Origin of the sequence: Pseudomonas sp. MG-9 (assembly GCF_018729515.1) — a bacterium.
Lineage (GTDB): Bacteria > Pseudomonadota > Gammaproteobacteria > Pseudomonadales > Pseudomonadaceae > Aquipseudomonas > Aquipseudomonas serboccidentalis.
In genome coordinates, this window is record NZ_JAHHZH010000006.1 from 79,134 (window position 1) to 98,692 (window position 19,559).

The following is a 19,559-nucleotide window of genomic DNA, read 5'->3' on the forward strand; positions in this document are numbered from 1 at the left end:
TCTTTTGATTTTGATTCACATAAAAACAAGATCAAAGATCGCAGCCTTCGGCAGTTCCTACACAGGGACACCGAACCGAGATTTAACCGATGAGACCGAGCCATGCACAACAACAATAAAGAGCTGACCCTCAGCGCCCCGCTCAGCGGCCCGGTGCTCACGCTCGCCAAAGTCCCGGACGCGGTGTTCGCCAGCGGCGCGATGGGCGATGGCATTGCCATCGACCCGTTGAACGACACCCTGTATTCGCCCTGCGCCGGCGTGATCATCCATGTCGCCCGCACCGGCCATGCACTGACCGTGCGCGCCGACAACGGCGCAGAAATCCTCCTGCACCTGGGCCTCGACACCGTTGAACTGAACGGCGAAGGCTTCTCGATGCTGGTCAAGGAAGGCGCGCGCGTCAGCAAGGGCCAGCCGTTGCTGCACTACGACCTGGACAAGGTCGGCCTGCAGTGCAAAAGCCTGGTCAGCCTGTTGATCCTGACCAACAGTCAGGACTTCCAGGTACGCCCGATCACCCTCAAGGCGGTGAAAGTCGGCGAGCCATTGCTGCACATCGTCGCGCTCTCAGGTTCCGCGGCAAGCGCTGAAGCCGTCGGTGGCCCGCAGGTGCACGGGCAGGTGCTGGTCGCACATCGCGGCGGTTTGCACGCGCGTCCCGCGGCGCTGATTCGTCAGACCGCGCAAGGCTTCAAAAGCCAGGCGCAACTGCACTTCGCTGGTAAATCGGCACCGTGCAACAGCCTGATCGGGCTGATGGGGCTGGCCATCGGCGAGCAGGATGAAGTGCAAGTCAGCTGTCAGGGCCCTGACGCCGAAGCCGCGCTGCAAGCCTTGCTCAGCGCATTGGCCACCGCCCTGCCGGAGGATCATCACGCCGCCGCACCGGTCAGCGCTGCACCGCGCAAACGCCCGGCCGAGGCAGGCGTGCTGCAAGGTGTGTGCGCCGCACCGGGCCTGGTCGGCGGGCCGCTGTTTCGCCTGAACGCGATCAGCCTGCCGGCGGATGCGGGCAATCATGATCCGCTGGGGCAGCAGCAGATTCTTGAGTCGGCATTGAATCAGGTTCGCAGCGAAATCCACACCACCCTCACCCAAGCGAAAAAGCACAAGAGCGCCGACGAAGAAGCGATCTTCGCCGCGCACCTGGCGTTGCTCGAAGACCCGGCCCTGCTCGACGCCGCGCAGCAATCCATCGATAAAGGCACTGCTGCAACCCACGCCTGGAGTCAGTCGATCGATGTGCAGTGCGAGGTGCTGCAACACACCGGCAGCGCGCTGTTGGCCGAGCGCGCCAATGACCTGCGCGACCTCAAGCAACGGGTGCTGCGCGCCCTGCTCGGCGAAGCCTGGCATTACGAGGTGCCGGCCGGCGCCATCGTCGCTGCGCATGAACTGACCCCTTCTGATCTGCTGCAACTCAGCGCCCAAGGTGTCGCCGGATTGTGCATGGCCGAAGGTGGCGCAACATCGCACGTAGCGATTCTGGCGCGAGGCAAAGGTCTGCCATGCATGGTCGCGTTGGGTTCGGCTTTGCTCGACCAGCCGCAAGGGCAATCGGTGGTGCTCGATGCTGACGGCGGTCGCCTTGAACTGACGCCGAGCGCTCAGCGCCTGGCCGAGGTCCAGCAAGCGCAAATCGATCGTCAGCAACGTCGCGATGCGCAACAAGCCAAAGCGCATCTGCCAGCAGAAACGCGCAATGGCGTGACCATCGAAGTGGTCGCCAACGTCGCCTCAAGTGGTGAGGCGGCGGACGCGTTTGCCAACGGCGCCGACGGTGTCGGCCTGCTGCGCACCGAGTTCCTGTTCGTTGATCGCCAGACCGCGCCGGACGTTGAAGAACAGCGCAGCGCCTATCAAGCCGTGCTCGATGCGATGGGCGACAAATCGGTGATCATCCGTACCATCGACGTCGGTGGCGACAAACAACTCGACTACCTGCCGCTGCCCACCGAAGCCAACCCGGTGCTCGGCTTGCGCGGCATTCGCCTGGCTCAGGCCCGTCCGGAAATCCTCGAGCAGCAACTGCGCGCGCTGCTGCAAGTCAGCCCGTTGCAACGCTGCCGGATCCTGCTGCCGATGGTCACCGAGGTCGATGAGCTGCTGCACATCCGTCAGCGTGTCGATGCGCTGTGCCTGGAACTGAACATCAGCCAGCGCCCGGAAATCGGCGTGATGATCGAAGTCCCGGCCGCCGCGCTACAAGCCGAGCAACTGGCCGAACACGCCGACTTCCTGTCGATCGGCACCAACGATCTGTCGCAATACACGCTGGCCATGGACCGCGACCACGCCGGCCTCGCCGCCCGGGTCGATGCCCTGCACCCGGCGCTGCTGCGTTTGATTGCCATGACCTGCGCAGGCGCGGCGGTGCACAAGCGCTGGGTCGGCGTCTGCGGTGCCCTCGCCTCCGATCCGCTGGCGACGCCGGTGCTGATCGGCCTGGGCGTCACGGAGCTGTCGGTCAGCCCGGTGCAGATCGGTGAAATCAAGGACCGCGTGCGCCAGTTGCACGAGGCTGAATGTCAACACCTCAGCCATGATCTGCTCAAACTGAACAGCGCCGCTGCGGTGCGTCTCGCCTGCCACCAGCATTGGCCTCTGCACTAACAACAAGCTCTCTATAAAGAGCAGGGAGAACCACCATGTATCAACTCTTCATCGAAGGCCTGCAACGCCTCGGCCGTGCGCTGATGCTGCCGATCGCGATCCTGCCGATTGCCGGCCTGCTGCTGCGTCTGGGTGACACCGACCTGCTGAACATCGCGATCATCCACGATGCCGGGCAAGTGATCTTCGCCAACCTGGCGATGATTTTCGCCATCGGCATCGCCGTCGGTTTCGCCAAGGACAACAACGGCACCGCCGGTCTGGCCGGGGTGATCGGTTATCTGGTGATGATCTCCACGCTCAAGGTGCTCGACGCGAGCATCAACATGGGCATGCTCGCCGGGATCGTCAGCGGCCTGATGGCCGGCGCGCTGTACAACCGCTTCAAGGACATCAAGCTGCCGGAGTATCTGGCGTTCTTCGGCGGCCGGCGCTTCGTGCCGATCGTCACAGGTTTTGCCGCGGTCGCTCTGGGCGTGGTGTTCGGCTACATCTGGCCGCCGATCCAGCACGGCATCAACAGCTTCGGCGCCTTGATGATGGAAAGCGGCAGCCTCGGTGCCTTCGTCTTTGGCGTGTTCAACCGCCTGCTGATCGTCACCGGCCTGCACCACATCCTCAACAACATGGCGTGGTTCGTGTTCGGCAACTTCACCGACCCGACCACCGGCGCACTGGTCACTGGCGACCTGTCGCGCTACTTCGCCGGCGATCCGAAGGGCGGCCAGTTCATGACCGGCATGTTCCCGATGATGATCTTCGGCCTGCCCGCTGCATGCCTGGCGATGTACCGCAACGCCCTGCCAGAGCGCCGCAGGGTCATGGGCGGGATCTTCCTGTCGATGGCGCTGACATCGTTCCTCACCGGCGTGACCGAACCCATCGAATTCGCCTTCATGTTTTTAGCGCCGCTGCTGTTTCTGCTGCATGCGTTGCTGACCGGGTTGTCGATGGCGATCACCAATGCGCTGAACATCCATCTGGGCTTTACCTTCTCGGGCGGGTTCATCGACATGGTGCTGGGCTGGGGACGCTCGACCAATGGCTGGTTGGTGATTCCGGTCGGGCTGGCTTACGCCGTGGTGTATTACGCGGTGTTTGATTTCTGTATTCGTCGTTTCAATCTGAAGACGCCGGGGCGTGAGGATGTAGCCACTGCCGAGAAATCGGTGCTGACAGAAAACGAACGTGCGGCTGCGTACATCAAGGCCTTGGGCGGTGCCGAGAACCTGGTCACCGTCGGCGCCTGCACGACCCGTCTGCGCCTGGAGATGGTGGATCGCAACAAAGCATCCGATGCCGATCTGAAAGCGCTGGGTGCGATGGCGGTTGTGCGTCCGGGCAAGGGCGGCAGTTTACAGGTGGTGGTCGGGCCGATGGCCGACAGCATTGCTGATGAGATTCGCCTGGCGATGCCGGCGTTGGGGCGTGCGTTGGTGGCTGCGCCAGCGGTGGTCGTAGAGGAATCGAAAGCTGCATTGGTCACTGCACCGCAAGCCCAGCAATGGCTGACAGCACTGGGTGGTAGCGAGAATGTACTGCAACTGGACTGCATCGCCCTGACCCGTATTCGTCTGCGACTGGCGGACGGCAAAGTTTTGTCCGAGGCTCGGTTGAAAGACTTGGGGTGTCAGGGCGTCAGTCAGTTGGAAGGCGGGGTCTGGCATTTGTTAATTGGCGAGAAAGCGGCGGGTTTGAGTGGGGCGATTGAGGCGTTGGTGAACCGGAGTAAAATCAGCGCCAAGGTCTGAACCGTCCACTGTAGGAGCTGCCGAAGGCTGCGATCTTTTGACTTTGGCTTTCCACAATCAAAGGCAAGATCAAAAGATCGCAGCCTTCGGCAGCTCCTACAGGTGAGTACTGCATCAGCTAGAGATTGGTCGGCTGTCAGGCCGCCATCGCTGGCAAACCAGCTCCCACAGAAATCAACAGCAGACCGCATCCACCTCTCACCACTCAACAGGATGAGCGTTAGCTCGGCTGCAGCTCTTGATCTTGATCCACGGGCGACGTCGGAAGGCTGAGTGGAGGGATTGATCCGGGCGTGGGAGCGCAGCGACCGTTTGGCGCAGCCAAACACAGCGAGAGGAGGTGCAGCGAAGCAAACCGTAGACGCTGCGCCCGGATGGATCCCGGAGCGAAGAAACCCCGAGCCCCAGCGAGCGGGCCGTACGTAGGAGCAAGCGTTTTTTGCTTACTTTTTTTGGCGTTTGAAAAAAAGTGAGTCGCCGTAAGGGCGAAACCGCCAGCCGCAGCACCCGAAGAAACGGATATTCACTCAATCAGACAGAGCATGGTCGTCTGTCAGGGCGCCATCGCGAGCAGGCTCACTCCTACAGAAAAGCAAATCGCAGGCAACAAAAAACCCGCAGACAATCACTCATCTGCGGGTTTCTTGTAATAAGCGGTTATCAGAAATCTTCCAACCGCCACACCTCATAAGCCGGCGTCTCGTAAGGGTGGCTCAACTTCAAAGCCGCCACCACATCACGAATCAACTCGTCACAAACGACAAGCTCAACCTTCCATTCCTCAACTTGCTCGACCTGCCCTGCTTGCCCAATAAACGGCTGACTGCCGTCCAACGGACGAAACTGGCCCAGACCGAGCACCTGCCACGCACAGTGGTCATAGTCACCGATCCGCCCACCACCCGCAGCGAACACAGCCCCTTTGACCACCTCGACATGACTGTCAGGAACAAAAAACGCCAGCTTGTACACAGGCCTTAGTTCACCCAGACGCGCGCATTACGGAACATGCGCATCCAAGGAGCGTCCTCGGTCCAGTCTTCCGAACGCCACGAGTTCTGCACGGCGCGGAACACACGCTCCGGGTGCGGCATCATGATCGTCACACGGCCATCACGGCTGGTGAGACCGGTGATCCCGCGCGGCGAACCGTTCGGGTTGGCCGGGTAGGCTTCGGTGACCTTGCCGTGGTTGTCGACGAAACGCATCGCCACGCAACCGGACAGATCGGCTTCCAGCAGTGCTTCTTCGCTGGAGAATTCGGCATGACCTTCACCGTGAGCAATGGCGATCGGCATGCGCGAACCGGCCATACCCTGCAGGAAGATCGAGTTCGATTCCTGGATCTGCACCATCGCCACACGCGCTTCGAACTGCTCGGAGCGGTTGCGCACGAAGTGCGGCCAGAACTCACTGCCCGGGATCAGCTCGTGCAGGTTGGACATCATCTGGCAACCGTTGCACACGCCGAGGGTGAAGCTGTCATTACGTTCGAAGAAGCCCTGGAAGGCATCGCGAGCGCGGCTGTTGAACAGCGCGGACTTGGCCCAGCCCTCACCGGCGCCGAGCACGTCGCCGTAGGAGAAACCACCGCACGCCACCAGACCTTTGAACTCGTTCAGGTCGACGCGGCCGGCCAGAATGTCGCTCATGTGCACGTCGATCGCGTTGAAACCGGCGCGGTCGAATGCGGCCGCCATTTCCACCTGACCGTTGACGCCCTGCTCACGCAGCACGGCCACCTGTGGGCGGATGCCTTTCTTGATGTAAGGCGCGGCGATGTCTTGGTTGACGTCGTAGCTCAGCTTGACGCTCAGGCCCGGGTTGTCTTCTTCCAGCAGCGCGTCGAACTCTTGCTCGGCGCAGTCGGCGTTGTCGCGCAGACGCTGGATCTGGTAGCTGGTCTCGGCCCACTGACGTTGCAGCAGACGACGCTGGCCTTCGAACACGGTGTCACCGTTGAAGGTGATGTTGATCTGGCCGTTGTTGATCGGCTGACCGATCACCGACACGCAGTCGCCCAGACCGGCCGCGCTGAACTGCGCGAGAATGTCCGGGGTGGCGTCCTGACGAACCTGGATGACCGCACCCAGCTCTTCGTTGAACAGGATCGCAGCGATTTCTGCCGAGTTTTCGGCAACGCTGTCCAGGTTCAGGCTCAGACCGCAGTGACCGGCGAAGGCCATTTCCACCACGGAGGTCAGCAGACCACCGTCGGAACGGTCGTGGTAAGCCAGCAGGTGACCGTCGGCGTTGAGGCCCTGAATGACAGCGAAGAAGGCTTTCAGGTCTTCGGCGTCATCGACGTCCGGCGCCTGCTTGCCGAGCTTGCCGTGTACCTGAGCAAGGATCGAGGCACCCATGCGGTTCTGGCCGCGACCGAGGTCGATCAGGATCAGGTCGGTGGTGCCCTTGTCCATGCGCAGTTCCGGCGTCAGGGTCTGACGCACGTCAGCCACTGGGGCGAAACCGGTCACGATCAGCGACATCGGCGAGGTCACGGTTTTTTCTTCACCGTTGTCGTTCCAGCGGGTGGCCATGGACATCGAGTCCTTGCCCACCGGGATGGTGATGCCCAGCTCAGGGCACAGTTCCATACCGACCGCTTTCACGGTGTCGTACAGACGTGCGTCTTCACCCGGGTGACCGGCGGCGGACATCCAGTTCGCCGACAGTTTGATGTCGGAGATCTTGTTGATGCGCGAAGCGGCGATGTTGGTCAGGGTTTCGCCAATGGCCATGCGGCCCGACGCCGGGGCGTCCAGCAGTGCCAGCGGAGTACGCTCGCCCATTGCCATCGCTTCACCGGTGTAAACGTCGAAGCTGGTGGCGGTGACGGCCACGTCGGCCACCGGAACCTGCCATGGGCCAACCATCTGGTCACGGGCCACGAGGCCGGTGATGGTGCGGTCGCCAATGGTGATCAGGAAGCTCTTGCTCGCCACGGCCGGGTGATGCAGAACGCGTTCGATGGACTCGGTGATGTCGAGGTTCGACGGATCGAAGTCATCGCCCAGTTCTGCTTCACGAACCACCGAACGGTGCATGCGCGGGGCCTTGCCCAGCAACACTTCCAGCGGCATGTCCACCGGGTTGTTGCCGAAGTGGCTGTCGGTCACGGTCAGTTGCGGCTCGGCAGTGGCTTCGCCGACCACGGCGAACGGGCAGCGCTCACGTTCGCAGATCGCCTTGAAGCGCTCGAAGTCGGCCGGGCCGACCGCCAGAACGTAACGTTCCTGGGATTCGTTGGACCAGATTTCGTGCGGGGCCATGCCCGGCTCGTCGTTGGGAATGTTGCGCAGTTCGAAACGGCCACCGCGGTCGCCGTCGTTGACCAGTTCCGGGAAGGCGTTGGACAGACCGCCCGCACCCACGTCGTGGATGAAGCTGATCGGGTTCTTGTCGCCCAGTTGCCAGCAACGGTCGATGACTTCCTGGCAACGACGCTCCATCTCAGGGTTTTCACGCTGTACGGAAGCGAAGTCCAGATCCGCCGAGCTGGTGCCGGTGGCCATGGAGGAAGCGGCGCCGCCGCCCAGACCGATCAGCATCGCCGGGCCGCCGAGCACGATCAGCTTGGAGCCGACCACGATCTCGCCTTTCTTGACGTGTTCTTCGCGGATGTTGCCCATGCCGCCAGCCAGCATGATCGGCTTGTGGTAACCACGAACTTCGTCGCCGTGCGGGGTGGTGATCGACTGTTCGAAGGTACGGAAGTAGCCGGTCAGGGCCGGACGGCCGAATTCGTTGTTGAACGCGGCGCCGCCGAGCGGGCCTTCGATCATGATGTCCAGCGCGGTGACGATGCGCTCAGGCTTGCCGTACGGCACTTCCCACGGCTGTTCGAAGCCAGGGATCTGCAGGTTGGACACGGTGAAACCGGTCAGGCCGGCCTTTGGCTTGGCGCCACGACCGGTTGCACCTTCGTCGCGGATCTCGCCACCGGAACCGGTGGAGGCGCCCGGGAACGGGGCAATCGCCGTCGGGTGGTTGTGGGTCTCGACCTTCATCAGAATGTGCACCGGCTCTTGCACCGCGCCGTACTGGCGGGTTTCCGGATCCGGGAAGAAGCGGCCGGCGACGTTGCCGACGATCACCGAAGCGTTGTCCTTATAAGCGGACAGCACGCCTTCGCTGTGCATCTGATAGGTGTTCTTGATCATGCCGAACAGGCTTTTTTCCTGGCTCTGGCCGTCAATATCCCAACTGGCGTTAAAGATCTTGTGGCGGCAGTGCTCGGAGTTGGCCTGGGCGAACATCATCAGTTCGATGTCGTGCGGGTTGCGCTTGAGACCGTTGAAGGCGTTGACCAGGTAGTCGATCTCGTCTTCGGCCAGGGCCAGGCCCAGCTCGGTGTTGGCCTTTTCCAGCGCGGCGCGGCCGCCACCGAGGATGTCGATCGCGGTCAGCGGCTTCGGCTCGGCGTGGCTGAACAGACCGGCGGCCTGCTCCAGATTGCCCAGCACGATCTGGGTCATGCGGTCATGCAGCACGTCGGCGATTTGCTGGGCTTCGGTGTCGCTGAACTGACCGGCCACGTAGAACGCGATACCGCGCTCCAGGCGCTGGATCTTGCTCAGGCCGCAGTTGCGGGCGATGTCGCTGGCCTTGCTCGACCATGGCGAGATGGTGCCGAAACGCGGCAACACCAGAAACAGACGGCCGGTCGGCTCTTGTACCGGAACGCTTGGGCCGTACTTCAGAAGGCGCGCAAGCACCTGCTGTTCGTCGCCGGTCAGGACGCCGGTGACTTCGGCGAAGTGAGCGAATTCAGCATACAGGCCACTGACAGCTGGAACCTTCTGGCTCAGTTGCTCAAGGAGTTTGCTGTGGCGAAAGGCAGAAAGGGCAGGAGCGCCGCGCAGGATCAACATCTTCGGGACAGCCTCGGGAAGGGGTGTGCTTTGAGGCCGTGCATTCTAGCCTAAACCGCCCTCAACATCACCCGAAACGCTACGCACGGTTGCACTCGGATATCAATCTGTGTTTCTGCCTTTGAAGTCAGATTTAACGGGGGCCTGATGCAGGCTTATTTTTACTGTAACAAAATGCCGTCAAGCCCCATTTCTGCGGGGTTTCAGCCAGTTTTGTGATCTCTAGCAGACAAGCCCTTCACTGTCGAGATATGGCGCCCGTGGCCGTTTGCGTATACTGCGCAGATGTTTTTCCCAACGGCTTTGCGTCCGCGGTACGCCAAATGGCTGATCGCAACCGGACTCTTCCTGATGCTCGGTGGCTGTGTTGATAAACCCAACACACTCGAGCGCGTAAAGGAGGATGGTGTGCTGCGGGTGATTACCCGTAACAGCCCCGCCACCTACTTTCAGGATCGCAGCGGTGAAACCGGCTTCGAATACGAGCTGGTGAAGCGCTTCGCCGACGATTTGGGGGTCGAGCTGAAGATCGAGACCGCCGACAACCTCGACGACCTGTTCAACCAGATCGGCAAGCCGAACGGCCCGGTGCTGGCGGCGGCCGGCCTGGTCAGCAGTGAAGATCGCAAGAAGCAGGTGCGGTTCTCCCACTCCTACCTCGAAGTCACCCCGCAGATCATCTACCGCAACGGCCAGTCTCGCCCGACCGATCCCGGCGATCTGGTCGGCAAGAAGATCATGGTGCTCAAGGGCAGCACTCACGCCGAACAACTGGCCGAGCTGAAAAAGAAATTTCCCGGCATCGAGTACGAAGAATCCGACGCCGTTGAAGTGGTCGACCTGTTGCGCATGGTCGATGAAGGCCAGATCGACCTGACCTTGGTCGATTCCAACGAAGTGGCGATGAACCAGGTGTATTTCACCAATATCCGCGTAGCCTTCGACCTCGGCGATGCACGCAGCCAGAGCTGGGCGGTGGCCGCCGGCGAAGACAACAGCCTGCTCAATGAGATCAACGCGTATCTGGACAAAGTACAGAAGAACGGCACCCTGCAACGCCTGAAGGACCGTTACTACGGCCACGTCGATGTTCTCGGCTACATGGGCGCGACCACCTTCGCCCAGCACTTGCAGCAGCGCCTGCCCAAATACGAACAGCACTTCAAGACCTACGCCAAGAAAGAGAAAGTCGACTGGCGCCTGCTCGCGGCCATCGGCTATCAGGAATCGCTGTGGCAACCGGCCGTCACCTCGAAAACCGGCGTGCGCGGCTTGATGATGCTGACCCAGAACACCGCCCAGGCCATGGGTGTGTCGAACCGTCTCGATCCCAAGCAAAGCATCATGGGCGGCGCCAAGTACCTGGCCTACATGAAGGATCAGCTCGACGATTCGATTCAGGAGCCGGACCGCACCTGGTTCGCGCTGGCGGCTTACAACGTCGGCAGCGGCCACCTCGATGACGCGCGCAAACTGGCGTCCCGCGAAGGTCTGAACCCGGACAAATGGCTGGACGTGAAGAAGATGCTGCCACGCCTGTCGCAAAAGCAGTGGTACAGCAAAACCCGCTACGGCTACGCCAGGGGCGGCGAGCCGGTGCATTTCGTGGCGAACATCCGTCGCTACTACGACATCCTGACCTGGGTGACCCAGCCGCAGCTTGAAGGCGATCAGGTGGCTGAAGGCAATCTGCACGTGCCAGGGATCGACAAATCCAAACCGGCGCAAGAGCCTGCCCCGCTTTAACCAACACCCCAAATCAATTGTAGGAGTGAGCCTGCTCGCGATAGCGGTGTGTCAGCCAACCTGATGTTGTCTGACACACCGCTATCGCGAGCAGGCTCACTCCTACAGGGGTTTGTGTTGTTGCTTAGTGCTTGGCGGCAGCCAGAATCAGCGCTTTCATCTCGGACACTGCCGACTTGAAGCCCACGAACAACGCATGCGCCACCAACGCATGGCCGATGTTCAGTTCGTTGATGCCCTTGATCGCCGCCACGGCTTCGACGTTGTGGTAGTGCAGGCCATGCCCGGCGTTGACGATCAGGCCTTGGGCCAGACCGAACGCCACGCCGTCCGCCACACGCTTGAGCTCTTCGGCGACTTCGGTCGGAGTCTCGGCATCAGCGTAACGCCCGGTGTGCAGCTCGATGGACGGTGCGCCGACGCGCTTGGACGCGGCGATCTGCCGCTCGTCGGCATCGATGAACAGCGACACTTCGCTGCCGATCTTCGACAGGCGCTCGACCGCCGCCTTGATGCGCTCTTCCTGCCCCGCTACATCCAGACCGCCTTCAGTGGTCAGTTCCTGACGGGTTTCCGGCACCAGGCAGATGTGCGCCGGGCGGATACGCTCGGCGAACGCCATCATTTCTTCGGTGACGCCCATTTCGAAGTTCATGCGGGTCTGCAGCACGTCCTTGAGCAGCAGCACGTCGCGCTCCTGAATGTGCCGACGGTCTTCGCGCAGGTGCACGGTAATGCCGTCGGCACCCGCCTCTTCCGCGTCCAGCGCCGCCTTGACCGGATCCGGATAGCGCGTGCCACGGGCCTGACGCAGGGTGGCGACGTGGTCGATGTTCACGCCAAGAAGAATGCGATTGCTGGTGGTCACGGATGCGCTCCTGAAGGGAAAGATTCGGCGCACAGCATATCAGGGCTTGCGAAATAGCTCGCGGCTGACGAGGGGGCGACCACCCAGATGAACGGCCAGTGCCTGACGCATCAGACGCTTGGCCGCCGACAGCGCGCCGGGAGCTGTCCAATCGGCTTCGGCCATGGCCAGTAATTCAACGCCGTTGAACAAGCCCGGTTGCAGCAGGTAGACGCGCTCAAGTCCGGCATCCACTTGCAGGCGATAGAGACCGTCCGGGGCGACGGGTTCGCTGTGGATGTCGGTGTTCAGGGAAAAGCCATAGCCGAGATCGTCCAGCAAGCGCCATTCGAAGGAACGCAGCAGCGGTTCCAATGGCCGACCTTCGGCCAGGGCCAGCAGCGTCGCGGCGTAATGATCGAACACCGCCGGGTGCGGATCTTCGGCGGGCAGCAGGCGGATCAGCAGTTCATTGAGATAGAGGCCGCTGAACAGCGCCTCACCGACCATCCAGGTCGCGTTACCGGCACTTTCCATGCGCCCGACATTCTTCAGCTCACCCTTGCCACGAAACTCCACTTCCAGCGGCACGAACGGTCGCGCCAGTGTCCCGGCCTTGCCCCGCGCACTGCGCAACACCGCCCGCAGCCGACCTTGCGGCGTGAGGAAGTCGACCAGCGCGCTGGTTTCGCGGTAGGCACGCGAATGCAGGACGTAGGCGAGTTGGGCGGGAGGTGGGGTTTGCGACATGAGGCGAAAGATCTCTGAAGATCATCAATTGTGGCGAGGGGGCTTGCCCCCGTTCGGCTGCGAAGCAGTCGTCAGGCCATTCTGTGCGGATTGACTGACGCCCCGCGTCGAATGGTTCAGGGCTGCTTCGCAGCCCAACGGGGGCAAGCCCCCTCGCCACAGAAGCCCGCCCGCACAGTGAAACCGTGTATTACAGGTCGCCGTAACCCAGCGAACGCAGCGCACGCTCGTCGTCGGACCAGCCGCCCTTCACCTTGACCCACAGGTTGAGCATGATCTTGGAGTCGAACAGCAGCTCCATGTCCTTGCGCGCTTCGGTGCCGATGCGCTTGATGCGCTCGCCCTTGTCGCCAATGATGATCTTCTTCTGACCGTCACGCTCGACGAGGATCAGCGCGTGAATATGCAAGGTCTTGCCCTGCTGCTTGAACTCTTCGATCTCGACGGTGATCTGGTACGGCAGCTCGGCGCCCATCTGGCGCATGATTTTCTCACGCACCAGTTCGGCGGCGAGGAAACGGCTGCTGCGGTCGGTGATCTGGTCTTCCGGGAAGAAGTGATCATTCTCCGGCAAATGATCAGCGATGACCTTTTCCAGTGCTTCGAGGTTGTGCCCGTGCTGCGCCGAAATCGGGATGATCTGCGCGTTCGGCAGCTGTTCCTGCAACCACGACAGGTGCGGCATCAGCTCGGCCTTGTCTTCGATGCGGTCGGTCTTGTTCAGCGCGACGATCAGCGGGCCGGTCACGTACTGCACGCGCTCCAGGACCATCTGGTCTTCTTCGGTCCACTTGGTGCGGTCGACCACGAAGATCACCACGTCGACGTCTTTCAACGCCGCCGAAGCGGTCTTGTTCATGTAGCGGTTCAGGGCCTTTTCGCCCCCCTTGTGCATGCCGGGGGTGTCGACGTAGATCGCCTGCACGTCACCCTCGGTCTTGATCCCGAGCATGTTGTGGCGGGTGGTCTGCGGCTTGCGCGAGGTGATCGCCAGCTTCTGACCCAGAATATGGTTCAGCAGCGTGGACTTGCCCACGTTGGGACGGCCGACGATGGCAACGTAGCCACAGCGAGTTGCGTTTGTATCAGTCATTGCCATTCTCCACGCCCAGGGCAATCAGTGCTGCGGCGGCCGCTACCTGTTCGGCAATACGACGGCTCACACCCTGACCTCGGCTTTTTTCATTCAGTAAAACCACTTCGCACTCGACGAAGAAGGTACGGCAGTGCGGTTCGCCCTGGATATCCACCACTTCGTAGCGTGGCAGTTCGCAACCGCGCGATTGCAGGTGTTCCTGCAGACGGGTTTTGGGATCCTTGTTGGTGTCGACCAGCGTCAGGCCTTCGAACTCGCCGGCCAGCCAGGCCAGTACGCGTTCGCGGGCGACGTCCATGCCGGCATCGAGGTAGATCGCACCGATCAACGCTTCGAGGGCATCAGCCAGAATCGACTCGCGACGGAAGCCGCCGCTTTTCAGTTCGCCCGACCCCAGACGCAGGTAATCACCCAGGTCGAAACCACGGGCCAGCACGGCCAGTGTCTCACCCTTGACCAGACGTGCGCGCAAACGCGACAACTGGCCTTCGCGGGCCAGCGGGAAGCGATCGAACAGCGCCTCGCCAGCCACGAAGTTGAGGATGGCATCGCCGAGGAATTCCAGGCGTTCGTTGTTACGCCCGGCAAAGCTGCGGTGCGTGAGGGCCAGCAGCATCAGCTCCTGATCCTTGAAGGTGTAACCGAGCTGGCGCTCGAGACGGCTTAGAGAAACGCTCACGGTTTACCCACGCTGAGTTCGTGGCTGGATTCCACCGCCATCGCCGGGATACGGCGCAGGCCTGGGACAATTAACGCTGTGTTCAAAAATGACGTCCTGAGTATCGTGGCTTCATGCCCTGGCGCCGATTTGTGTCGACTCCAGAAATGCATTCGGCGCTGTGGTCAACAGCGCCGTGATTGTTTACTTGATCAGGCCAACCCGCGAGAAATTCGGCAGGTGGCTGAGTTTCGGTTCCGGCCAGCTCATCCAGACAGCGAAGGCTTTACCGACGATGTTCTGATCGGGAACCATGCCCAGCAGATCCTTGGGAATGTTCGGGTCATCCCAATAGCGACTGTCGTTGGAGTTGTCGCGGTTGTCGCCCATCATGAAGTAATGGCCGGCCGGCACGGTCCAGGTATGGTCCGGGGTGGCGCGGTAGCGGCTCATTTCCTTGCGGATCAGGTGCTCGGCAGCGCCGAGTTTTTCCTTGTAGAGCTCAGCACTGCCCAGCGTACCCGGCTCGGAACCGACCAGTTGCTCGGCAATCGATTCGCCATTGACCAACAGACGCTTGTCGACGGTGTAACGCACCGTGTCGCCCGGCAGGCCGACTACACGCTTGATGTAGTTGACGTTCGGGTCGCTCGGGTAGCGGAACACCATCACATCGCCACGCTGCGGATCACCGACTTCGATGATTTTCTTGTCGATCACCGGCAGGCGGATCCCGTAAGAAAACTTGTTCACCAGAATGAAGTCGCCGACATCCAGGGTCGGCTTCATCGAGCCGGACGGAATCTGGAACGGTTCCACCAGGAACGAACGCAGCACCAGCACGATGAACAGCACCGGAAAGAACGACTTGCCGTACTCAACCAGCAACGGCTCTTTGTTCAGTTTCTCGACCACCACGGCTTCGGGCTGGCTGACACTGCCTTGATAAGAGGCAATGGCAGCACGCCGACGCGGCGCCAGGAACAGCAGATCGAGCAACGCCAACAGGCCGCAGACGAACACGGCGATGACCAGCAACAGCGGGAAATTTAGTGACATAGGACCTGACTATTCCAACCTGAGCACGGCAAGGAAGGCTTCTTGTGGAATTTCCACGTTGCCGACCTGCTTCATGCGTTTCTTACCGGCCTTCTGCTTTTCCAACAGTTTTTTCTTACGGCTTACGTCACCGCCGTAGCATTTGGCCAATACGTTCTTTCTGAGTGCCTTGACGGTTGTCCGGGCAACGATCTGACCGCCAATGGCAGCCTGGATCGCCACGTCGAACATCTGACGAGGAATCAGTTCTTTCATCTTCTCGGTCAACTGGCGACCTTTGAAGTGCGAATTGTCGCGGTGCACGATCAACGCCAGGGCGTCGACCTTGTCACCGTTGATCAGCACGTCCAGTTTCACCAGATTAGCCGATTGGTAACGATCGAAATGGTAATCCAGCGAAGCATAGCCGCGGCTGGTGGATTTGAGGCGGTCGAAGAAGTCCAGGACCACTTCGTTCATCGGCAGGTCGTAAGTGACCTGCACCTGATTGCCGAGGAACAGCATGTCGACCTGCACACCGCGTTTCTCGATGCACAGGGTGATGACGTTGCCCAGGTGTTCCTGCGGAACCAGGATGTTGGCACGCACGATGGGCTCGCGCATGTCTTCGATGGCCGACACATCCGGAAGCTTGGATGGGTTGTCGACGTAAATCGTTTCACCGGTTTTCAGCACCAGTTCGAAAATCACCGTTGGCGCGGTGGTGATCAGGTCCAGGTCGTATTCGCGCTCCAGGCGCTCCTGGATGATCTCCATGTGCAGCATGCCGAGGAACCCGCAACGGAAGCCGAAGCCCAGTGCGTCGGAGCTTTCCGGGGTGTACTGCAGCGACGAGTCGTTCAGGGTCAGTTTCTGCAGCGCTTCGCGGAAGTCCTCGAAGTCGTCGGAGCTGACCGGGAACAGACCGGCGTAAACCTGTGGCTGGATGCGTTTGAAGCCAGGCAGCACTTCAACGTCCGGGGTCGAGCTCAGGGTCAGGGTGTCACCGACCGGTGCACCGTGAATGTCCTTGATGCTGGCGATGATGAAGCCCACTTCGCCGGCCTTCAGGTCTGCGGTGGCGGTATGTTTCGGGTTGAACACACCGACGCTGTCGACCAGGTGGATCTTGCCGGTGGACTTGACCAGGATCTTGTCGCCCTTCTTCACGCGGCCATGACGCACGCGTACCAGGGAGACAACGCCCAGGTAGTTGTCGAACCAGGAGTCGATGATCAACGCTTGCAGCGGATCCTCGATGTTGCCGGTTGGCGCAGGAATGGTCGCGACCAGGCGCTCGAGCACTTCGTCGACGCCCAGGCCAGTCTTGGCACTGCAGGTGACGGCGTCGGTGGCGTCGATGCCGATGATCTTCTCGATCTCGTCCTTGACGCGGTCCGGCTCGGCCTGTGGCAGGTCGATCTTGTTCAGGACCGGCATGACCTCGAGGCCCTGCTCGATCGCGGTGTAGCAGTTGGCCACGGACTGGGCTTCAACACCCTGACCGGCATCGACCACCAGCAAGGCACCTTCACACGCGGCCAGGGAACGGCTGACTTCGTAGGTGAAGTCAACGTGGCCCGGGGTGTCAATGAAGTTCAGCTGGTAGGTGACGCCGTCTTTGGCTTTGTAATAGAGGGTAACGCTGTGGGCCTTGATGGTGATCCCGCGTTCGCGCTCCAGATCCATGGAATCCAGTACCTGGGCTTCCATTTCACGCTCGGCCAGGCCACCGCACATCTGGATGAAACGGTCAGCCAGCGTCGACTTGCCATGGTCAATGTGGGCGATGATGGAGAAATTGCGGATATGACTCAAATCACTCACGGATCAACACTCAAAAAGGCTGCAGGCTTGGCCCGCCGAAAAATAGCCGGGAATTGTACCTGATACACGGCGCAAGCGTCACGTTCGCCTGTCACCCGGATTGCATACGAAAACGCCCCGATCTGTCGACCGAGGCGTTTTCGAGGTTAAAGCGCTAGCAACCACGCGGCCATCAACCGGCCCGTCGCAGCAACCAGACCCCGCCCAGCGCACAGACACCGGCCGGCACCAGCACCGCGAACAGCGGCGAGAAGCCGAATACCAGGCTCGATGGGCCGAGCAAATCCTGGACGATGCGGAAGGTGAAGCCCACCAGCACACCGGTGAACACCCGCTGACCGAGGGTCACCGAGCGCAAAGGACCGAAGATGAAGGAGATCGCCATCAGCACCAGCGCGGCGGTGACCAGCGGCTGCAACACCTTGACCCAAAATGCCAGCCAGTAGCGGCCGTTGCTCAGGCCCTGGTCCGCCAGATAGTGGATGTAGCCCCACAGACCGGAAATCGACAGCGCCTCGGGGGCCATCACTACCGTGTTGAGCAGTTGCGGGCTCAGCGACACGTCCCACTGCTCGCTCGGCGCGTTCAATACTTCGGTGCTGCGTTCATGGAACACCGTGGTAGTCACATCGGAAAGCAGCCAGCGGTTGCCGTCGAACTCCGCACGCTTGGCGAAACTGGAGCTCAGCAGGTGGCGTTCCTTGTCGAAGTGATAGCGGGTCACGCCATACAACAGGCCGTCGGGTTGCACGGCGTTGATATGGATGAACTCCTCGCCCTGACGGTGCCACATGCCATGCTTGGCGCTCTGCGCGTCACCGCTGCCTTGTGCCAGCGAGCGATTGGCCTGGGCCATGCTTTCGGTGGCCGGGGCCACGTACTCGCCGATCAGCACGCCGGCCAGCATCAGTACCAGCATCGGTTTCATGACCGCCCAGACGATACGTCCGATGGACACGCCAGCGGCCCGCATGACGGTCAGCTCGCTGCTGCTGGCCAGACTGCCGAGGCCGATCAGACAGCCGATCAGCGCGGCCATCGGCAGCATTTCATAGAGGCGACGTGGCGCGGTGAGGACGACGAAGCTCAGAACGTCTGTCAGCGTGTAGGTATCGCTGACGTCACTCATCTCGTCGATAAAGGCAAACAGGGTCGCCAGACCCAGAATGATCGCCAGCACGGCGATGATCGCCACGAATACGCTGCTGCCGATGTAGCGGTCGAGTTTAACCACGGGCCACCTCCAGCGCAGCGCTGCGACGGCTGGCCAGCTTCAGGCGCAACGGCTCCCAGTACAGCAGCCCCAGACCAATGACCAGGAAGATCCCGTGCACCCACCACAGGCCAAGGGCCGGCGGGATCTTGCCTTTTTCGAGGGCGCCGCGGGCGGCAATCAGGATGGTCAGATAAGCCATATAAAGAAGAATCGCCGGCAGCAGCTTCAGGAAACGCCCCTGACGCGGGTTGACCCGCGACAGCGGCACCGCCATCAGAGTCACGATGAATACCAGCAACGGCAACGAAATACGCCATTGCAGTTCAGCCTTGGAACGCTCGTCGTCGCTGCTCAGCAAGGTCGATGTCGGAATCGCATCACGGTCGGTGACTTCGTCGCTGGCATCGGGCTTGGGCAGCAATACGCCATAGGTGTCGTATTTGATTGCACGGTAATCGGCCTGGCCTGGGCTGCCGTCATAACGATAGCCATTGTGCAGGATCAGGTAGCGATTGCCGTCCGAGTGAATCTCCTGACGACCATTCTCGGCCACCAGCACGGAAATCCCGCGGTCTTTCTGATTGGCCCCCAGGTTCTTCTGCGAGATGAACACGCCGCTGAGGTTGACACGATCATCGGTCAGGGTTTCGGTGTAGGTCACCCGGGTACCGTCACGCAGGGCCTGGAAGCGGCCGGGTTCGAGGGTATCGAACTCGGTCAGGGCGTCCTGCTTGTTCAGCAGCAGTTGGAACTGATTGGCGCCCTGCGGGGCCAGGCTCAGGCTCAACCACGCCACCACCAGCGCGACCAGCGTCGCCGGGAACAGGGTCATGCGCAGCAGACGCTGCTGACTCATGCCGGTGGCCGAAAGCACGGTCATTTCGCTTTCGAGGTACAACCGGCCGTAAGCCAGCAGGATCCCGAGAAACAGCCCCAGCGGCAGGATCAGTTGCATGAACCCCGGCAGACGGTAACCCATGATCAGGAACAGCGATCCCGGATCGAGTTGGCCCGCAGCAGCCTGGGCAAGGTATTTGATGAAGCGACCGCTCATGATGATGACCAACAGCACGGCGCTGACGGCGCTCAGGGTCAACATCACTTCACGGGACAGATAACGGAAGACGATCAAACCAGACA

At 61.2% G+C, this 19,559-nt stretch carries 13 protein-coding genes; 3 read left to right on the plus strand and 10 right to left on the minus strand.

Annotated elements, in window-relative coordinates:
• Nucleotides 1–102 precede the first annotated feature (102 nt).
• The gene (ptsP, locus tag KKQ10_RS16965) at nucleotides 103–2,616 is read left to right on the plus strand and encodes a phosphoenolpyruvate--protein phosphotransferase (RefSeq protein WP_215501743.1); all 2,514 of its coding nucleotides are present in this window, start codon (nucleotides 103–105) and stop codon (nucleotides 2,614–2,616) included.
• Nucleotides 2,617–2,651: 35 nt separating this feature from the next.
• Nucleotides 2,652–4,367: an N-acetylglucosamine-specific PTS transporter subunit IIBC gene (gene nagE, locus KKQ10_RS16970; RefSeq protein WP_215501744.1), complete on the plus strand. Its 1,716-nt coding sequence runs from the start codon at nucleotides 2,652–2,654 to the stop codon at nucleotides 4,365–4,367.
• Between the two features lie 660 nt (nucleotides 4,368–5,027).
• On the opposite strand, the gene KKQ10_RS16975 is transcribed toward nagE, so the two are convergent.
• Nucleotides 5,028–5,339 (minus strand): YqfO family protein, encoded by a 312-nt coding sequence (locus KKQ10_RS16975; protein WP_064586102.1) that lies wholly within the window; start codon nucleotides 5,337–5,339, stop codon nucleotides 5,028–5,030.
• A 5-nt stretch (nucleotides 5,340–5,344) separates the two neighbouring features.
• Entirely contained in the window at nucleotides 5,345–9,241 is a 3,897-nt protein-coding gene (gene purL, locus KKQ10_RS16980) for a phosphoribosylformylglycinamidine synthase (RefSeq protein WP_215501745.1), read from the minus strand.
• Nucleotides 9,242–9,526: 285 nt separating this feature from the next.
• Between purL and mltF the strand changes: the two genes are divergently transcribed.
• The gene (gene mltF, locus KKQ10_RS16985; RefSeq protein WP_127650866.1) at nucleotides 9,527–10,987 is read left to right on the plus strand and encodes a membrane-bound lytic murein transglycosylase MltF; all 1,461 of its coding nucleotides are present in this window, start codon (nucleotides 9,527–9,529) and stop codon (nucleotides 10,985–10,987) included.
• 124 nt (nucleotides 10,988–11,111) lie between these two features.
• On the opposite strand, the gene pdxJ is transcribed toward mltF, so the two are convergent.
• The 8 genes from pdxJ to lptF form a co-directional block, all read right to left on the minus strand.
• Nucleotides 11,112–11,855: a pyridoxine 5'-phosphate synthase gene (gene pdxJ / locus KKQ10_RS16990; protein WP_215501746.1), complete on the minus strand. Its 744-nt coding sequence runs from the start codon at nucleotides 11,853–11,855 to the stop codon at nucleotides 11,112–11,114.
• Nucleotides 11,856–11,894: 39 nt separating this feature from the next.
• Nucleotides 11,895–12,584 (minus strand): DNA repair protein RecO, encoded by a 690-nt coding sequence (recO, locus tag KKQ10_RS16995; RefSeq protein ID WP_003221937.1) that lies wholly within the window; start codon nucleotides 12,582–12,584, stop codon nucleotides 11,895–11,897.
• A gap of 190 nt (nucleotides 12,585–12,774) precedes the next feature.
• Complete coding sequence (gene era / locus KKQ10_RS17000) at nucleotides 12,775–13,677, minus strand: GTPase Era (RefSeq protein ID WP_064586098.1); 903 nt, start codon at nucleotides 13,675–13,677, stop codon at nucleotides 12,775–12,777.
• A complete protein-coding gene (gene rnc, locus KKQ10_RS17005; protein ID WP_024011703.1) occupies nucleotides 13,670–14,359 on the minus strand; it encodes a ribonuclease III in 690 nt (229 codons plus the stop codon). Before rnc ends, era begins: the two co-directional genes overlap by 8 nt.
• Nucleotides 14,360–14,542: 183 nt before the next feature.
• Nucleotides 14,543–15,397, minus strand: a complete 855-nt coding sequence (gene lepB, locus KKQ10_RS17010) for a signal peptidase I (RefSeq protein WP_215501747.1) — start codon at nucleotides 15,395–15,397, stop codon at nucleotides 14,543–14,545.
• Nucleotides 15,398–15,406: 9 nt separating this feature from the next.
• The gene (gene lepA, locus KKQ10_RS17015; protein WP_041064736.1) at nucleotides 15,407–17,203 is read right to left on the minus strand and encodes a translation elongation factor 4; all 1,797 of its coding nucleotides are present in this window, start codon (nucleotides 17,201–17,203) and stop codon (nucleotides 15,407–15,409) included.
• Nucleotides 17,204–17,375: 172 nt separating this feature from the next.
• On the minus strand, nucleotides 17,376–18,437 hold the full coding sequence (gene lptG, locus KKQ10_RS17020; protein ID WP_215501748.1) for an LPS export ABC transporter permease LptG: 1,062 nt from the start codon (nucleotides 18,435–18,437) through the stop codon (nucleotides 17,376–17,378).
• Nucleotides 18,430–19,551: an LPS export ABC transporter permease LptF gene (lptF, locus tag KKQ10_RS17025; RefSeq protein ID WP_215501749.1), complete on the minus strand. Its 1,122-nt coding sequence runs from the start codon at nucleotides 19,549–19,551 to the stop codon at nucleotides 18,430–18,432. Before lptF ends, lptG begins: the two co-directional genes overlap by 8 nt.
• Between the last annotated feature and the right edge of the window lie 8 nt (nucleotides 19,552–19,559).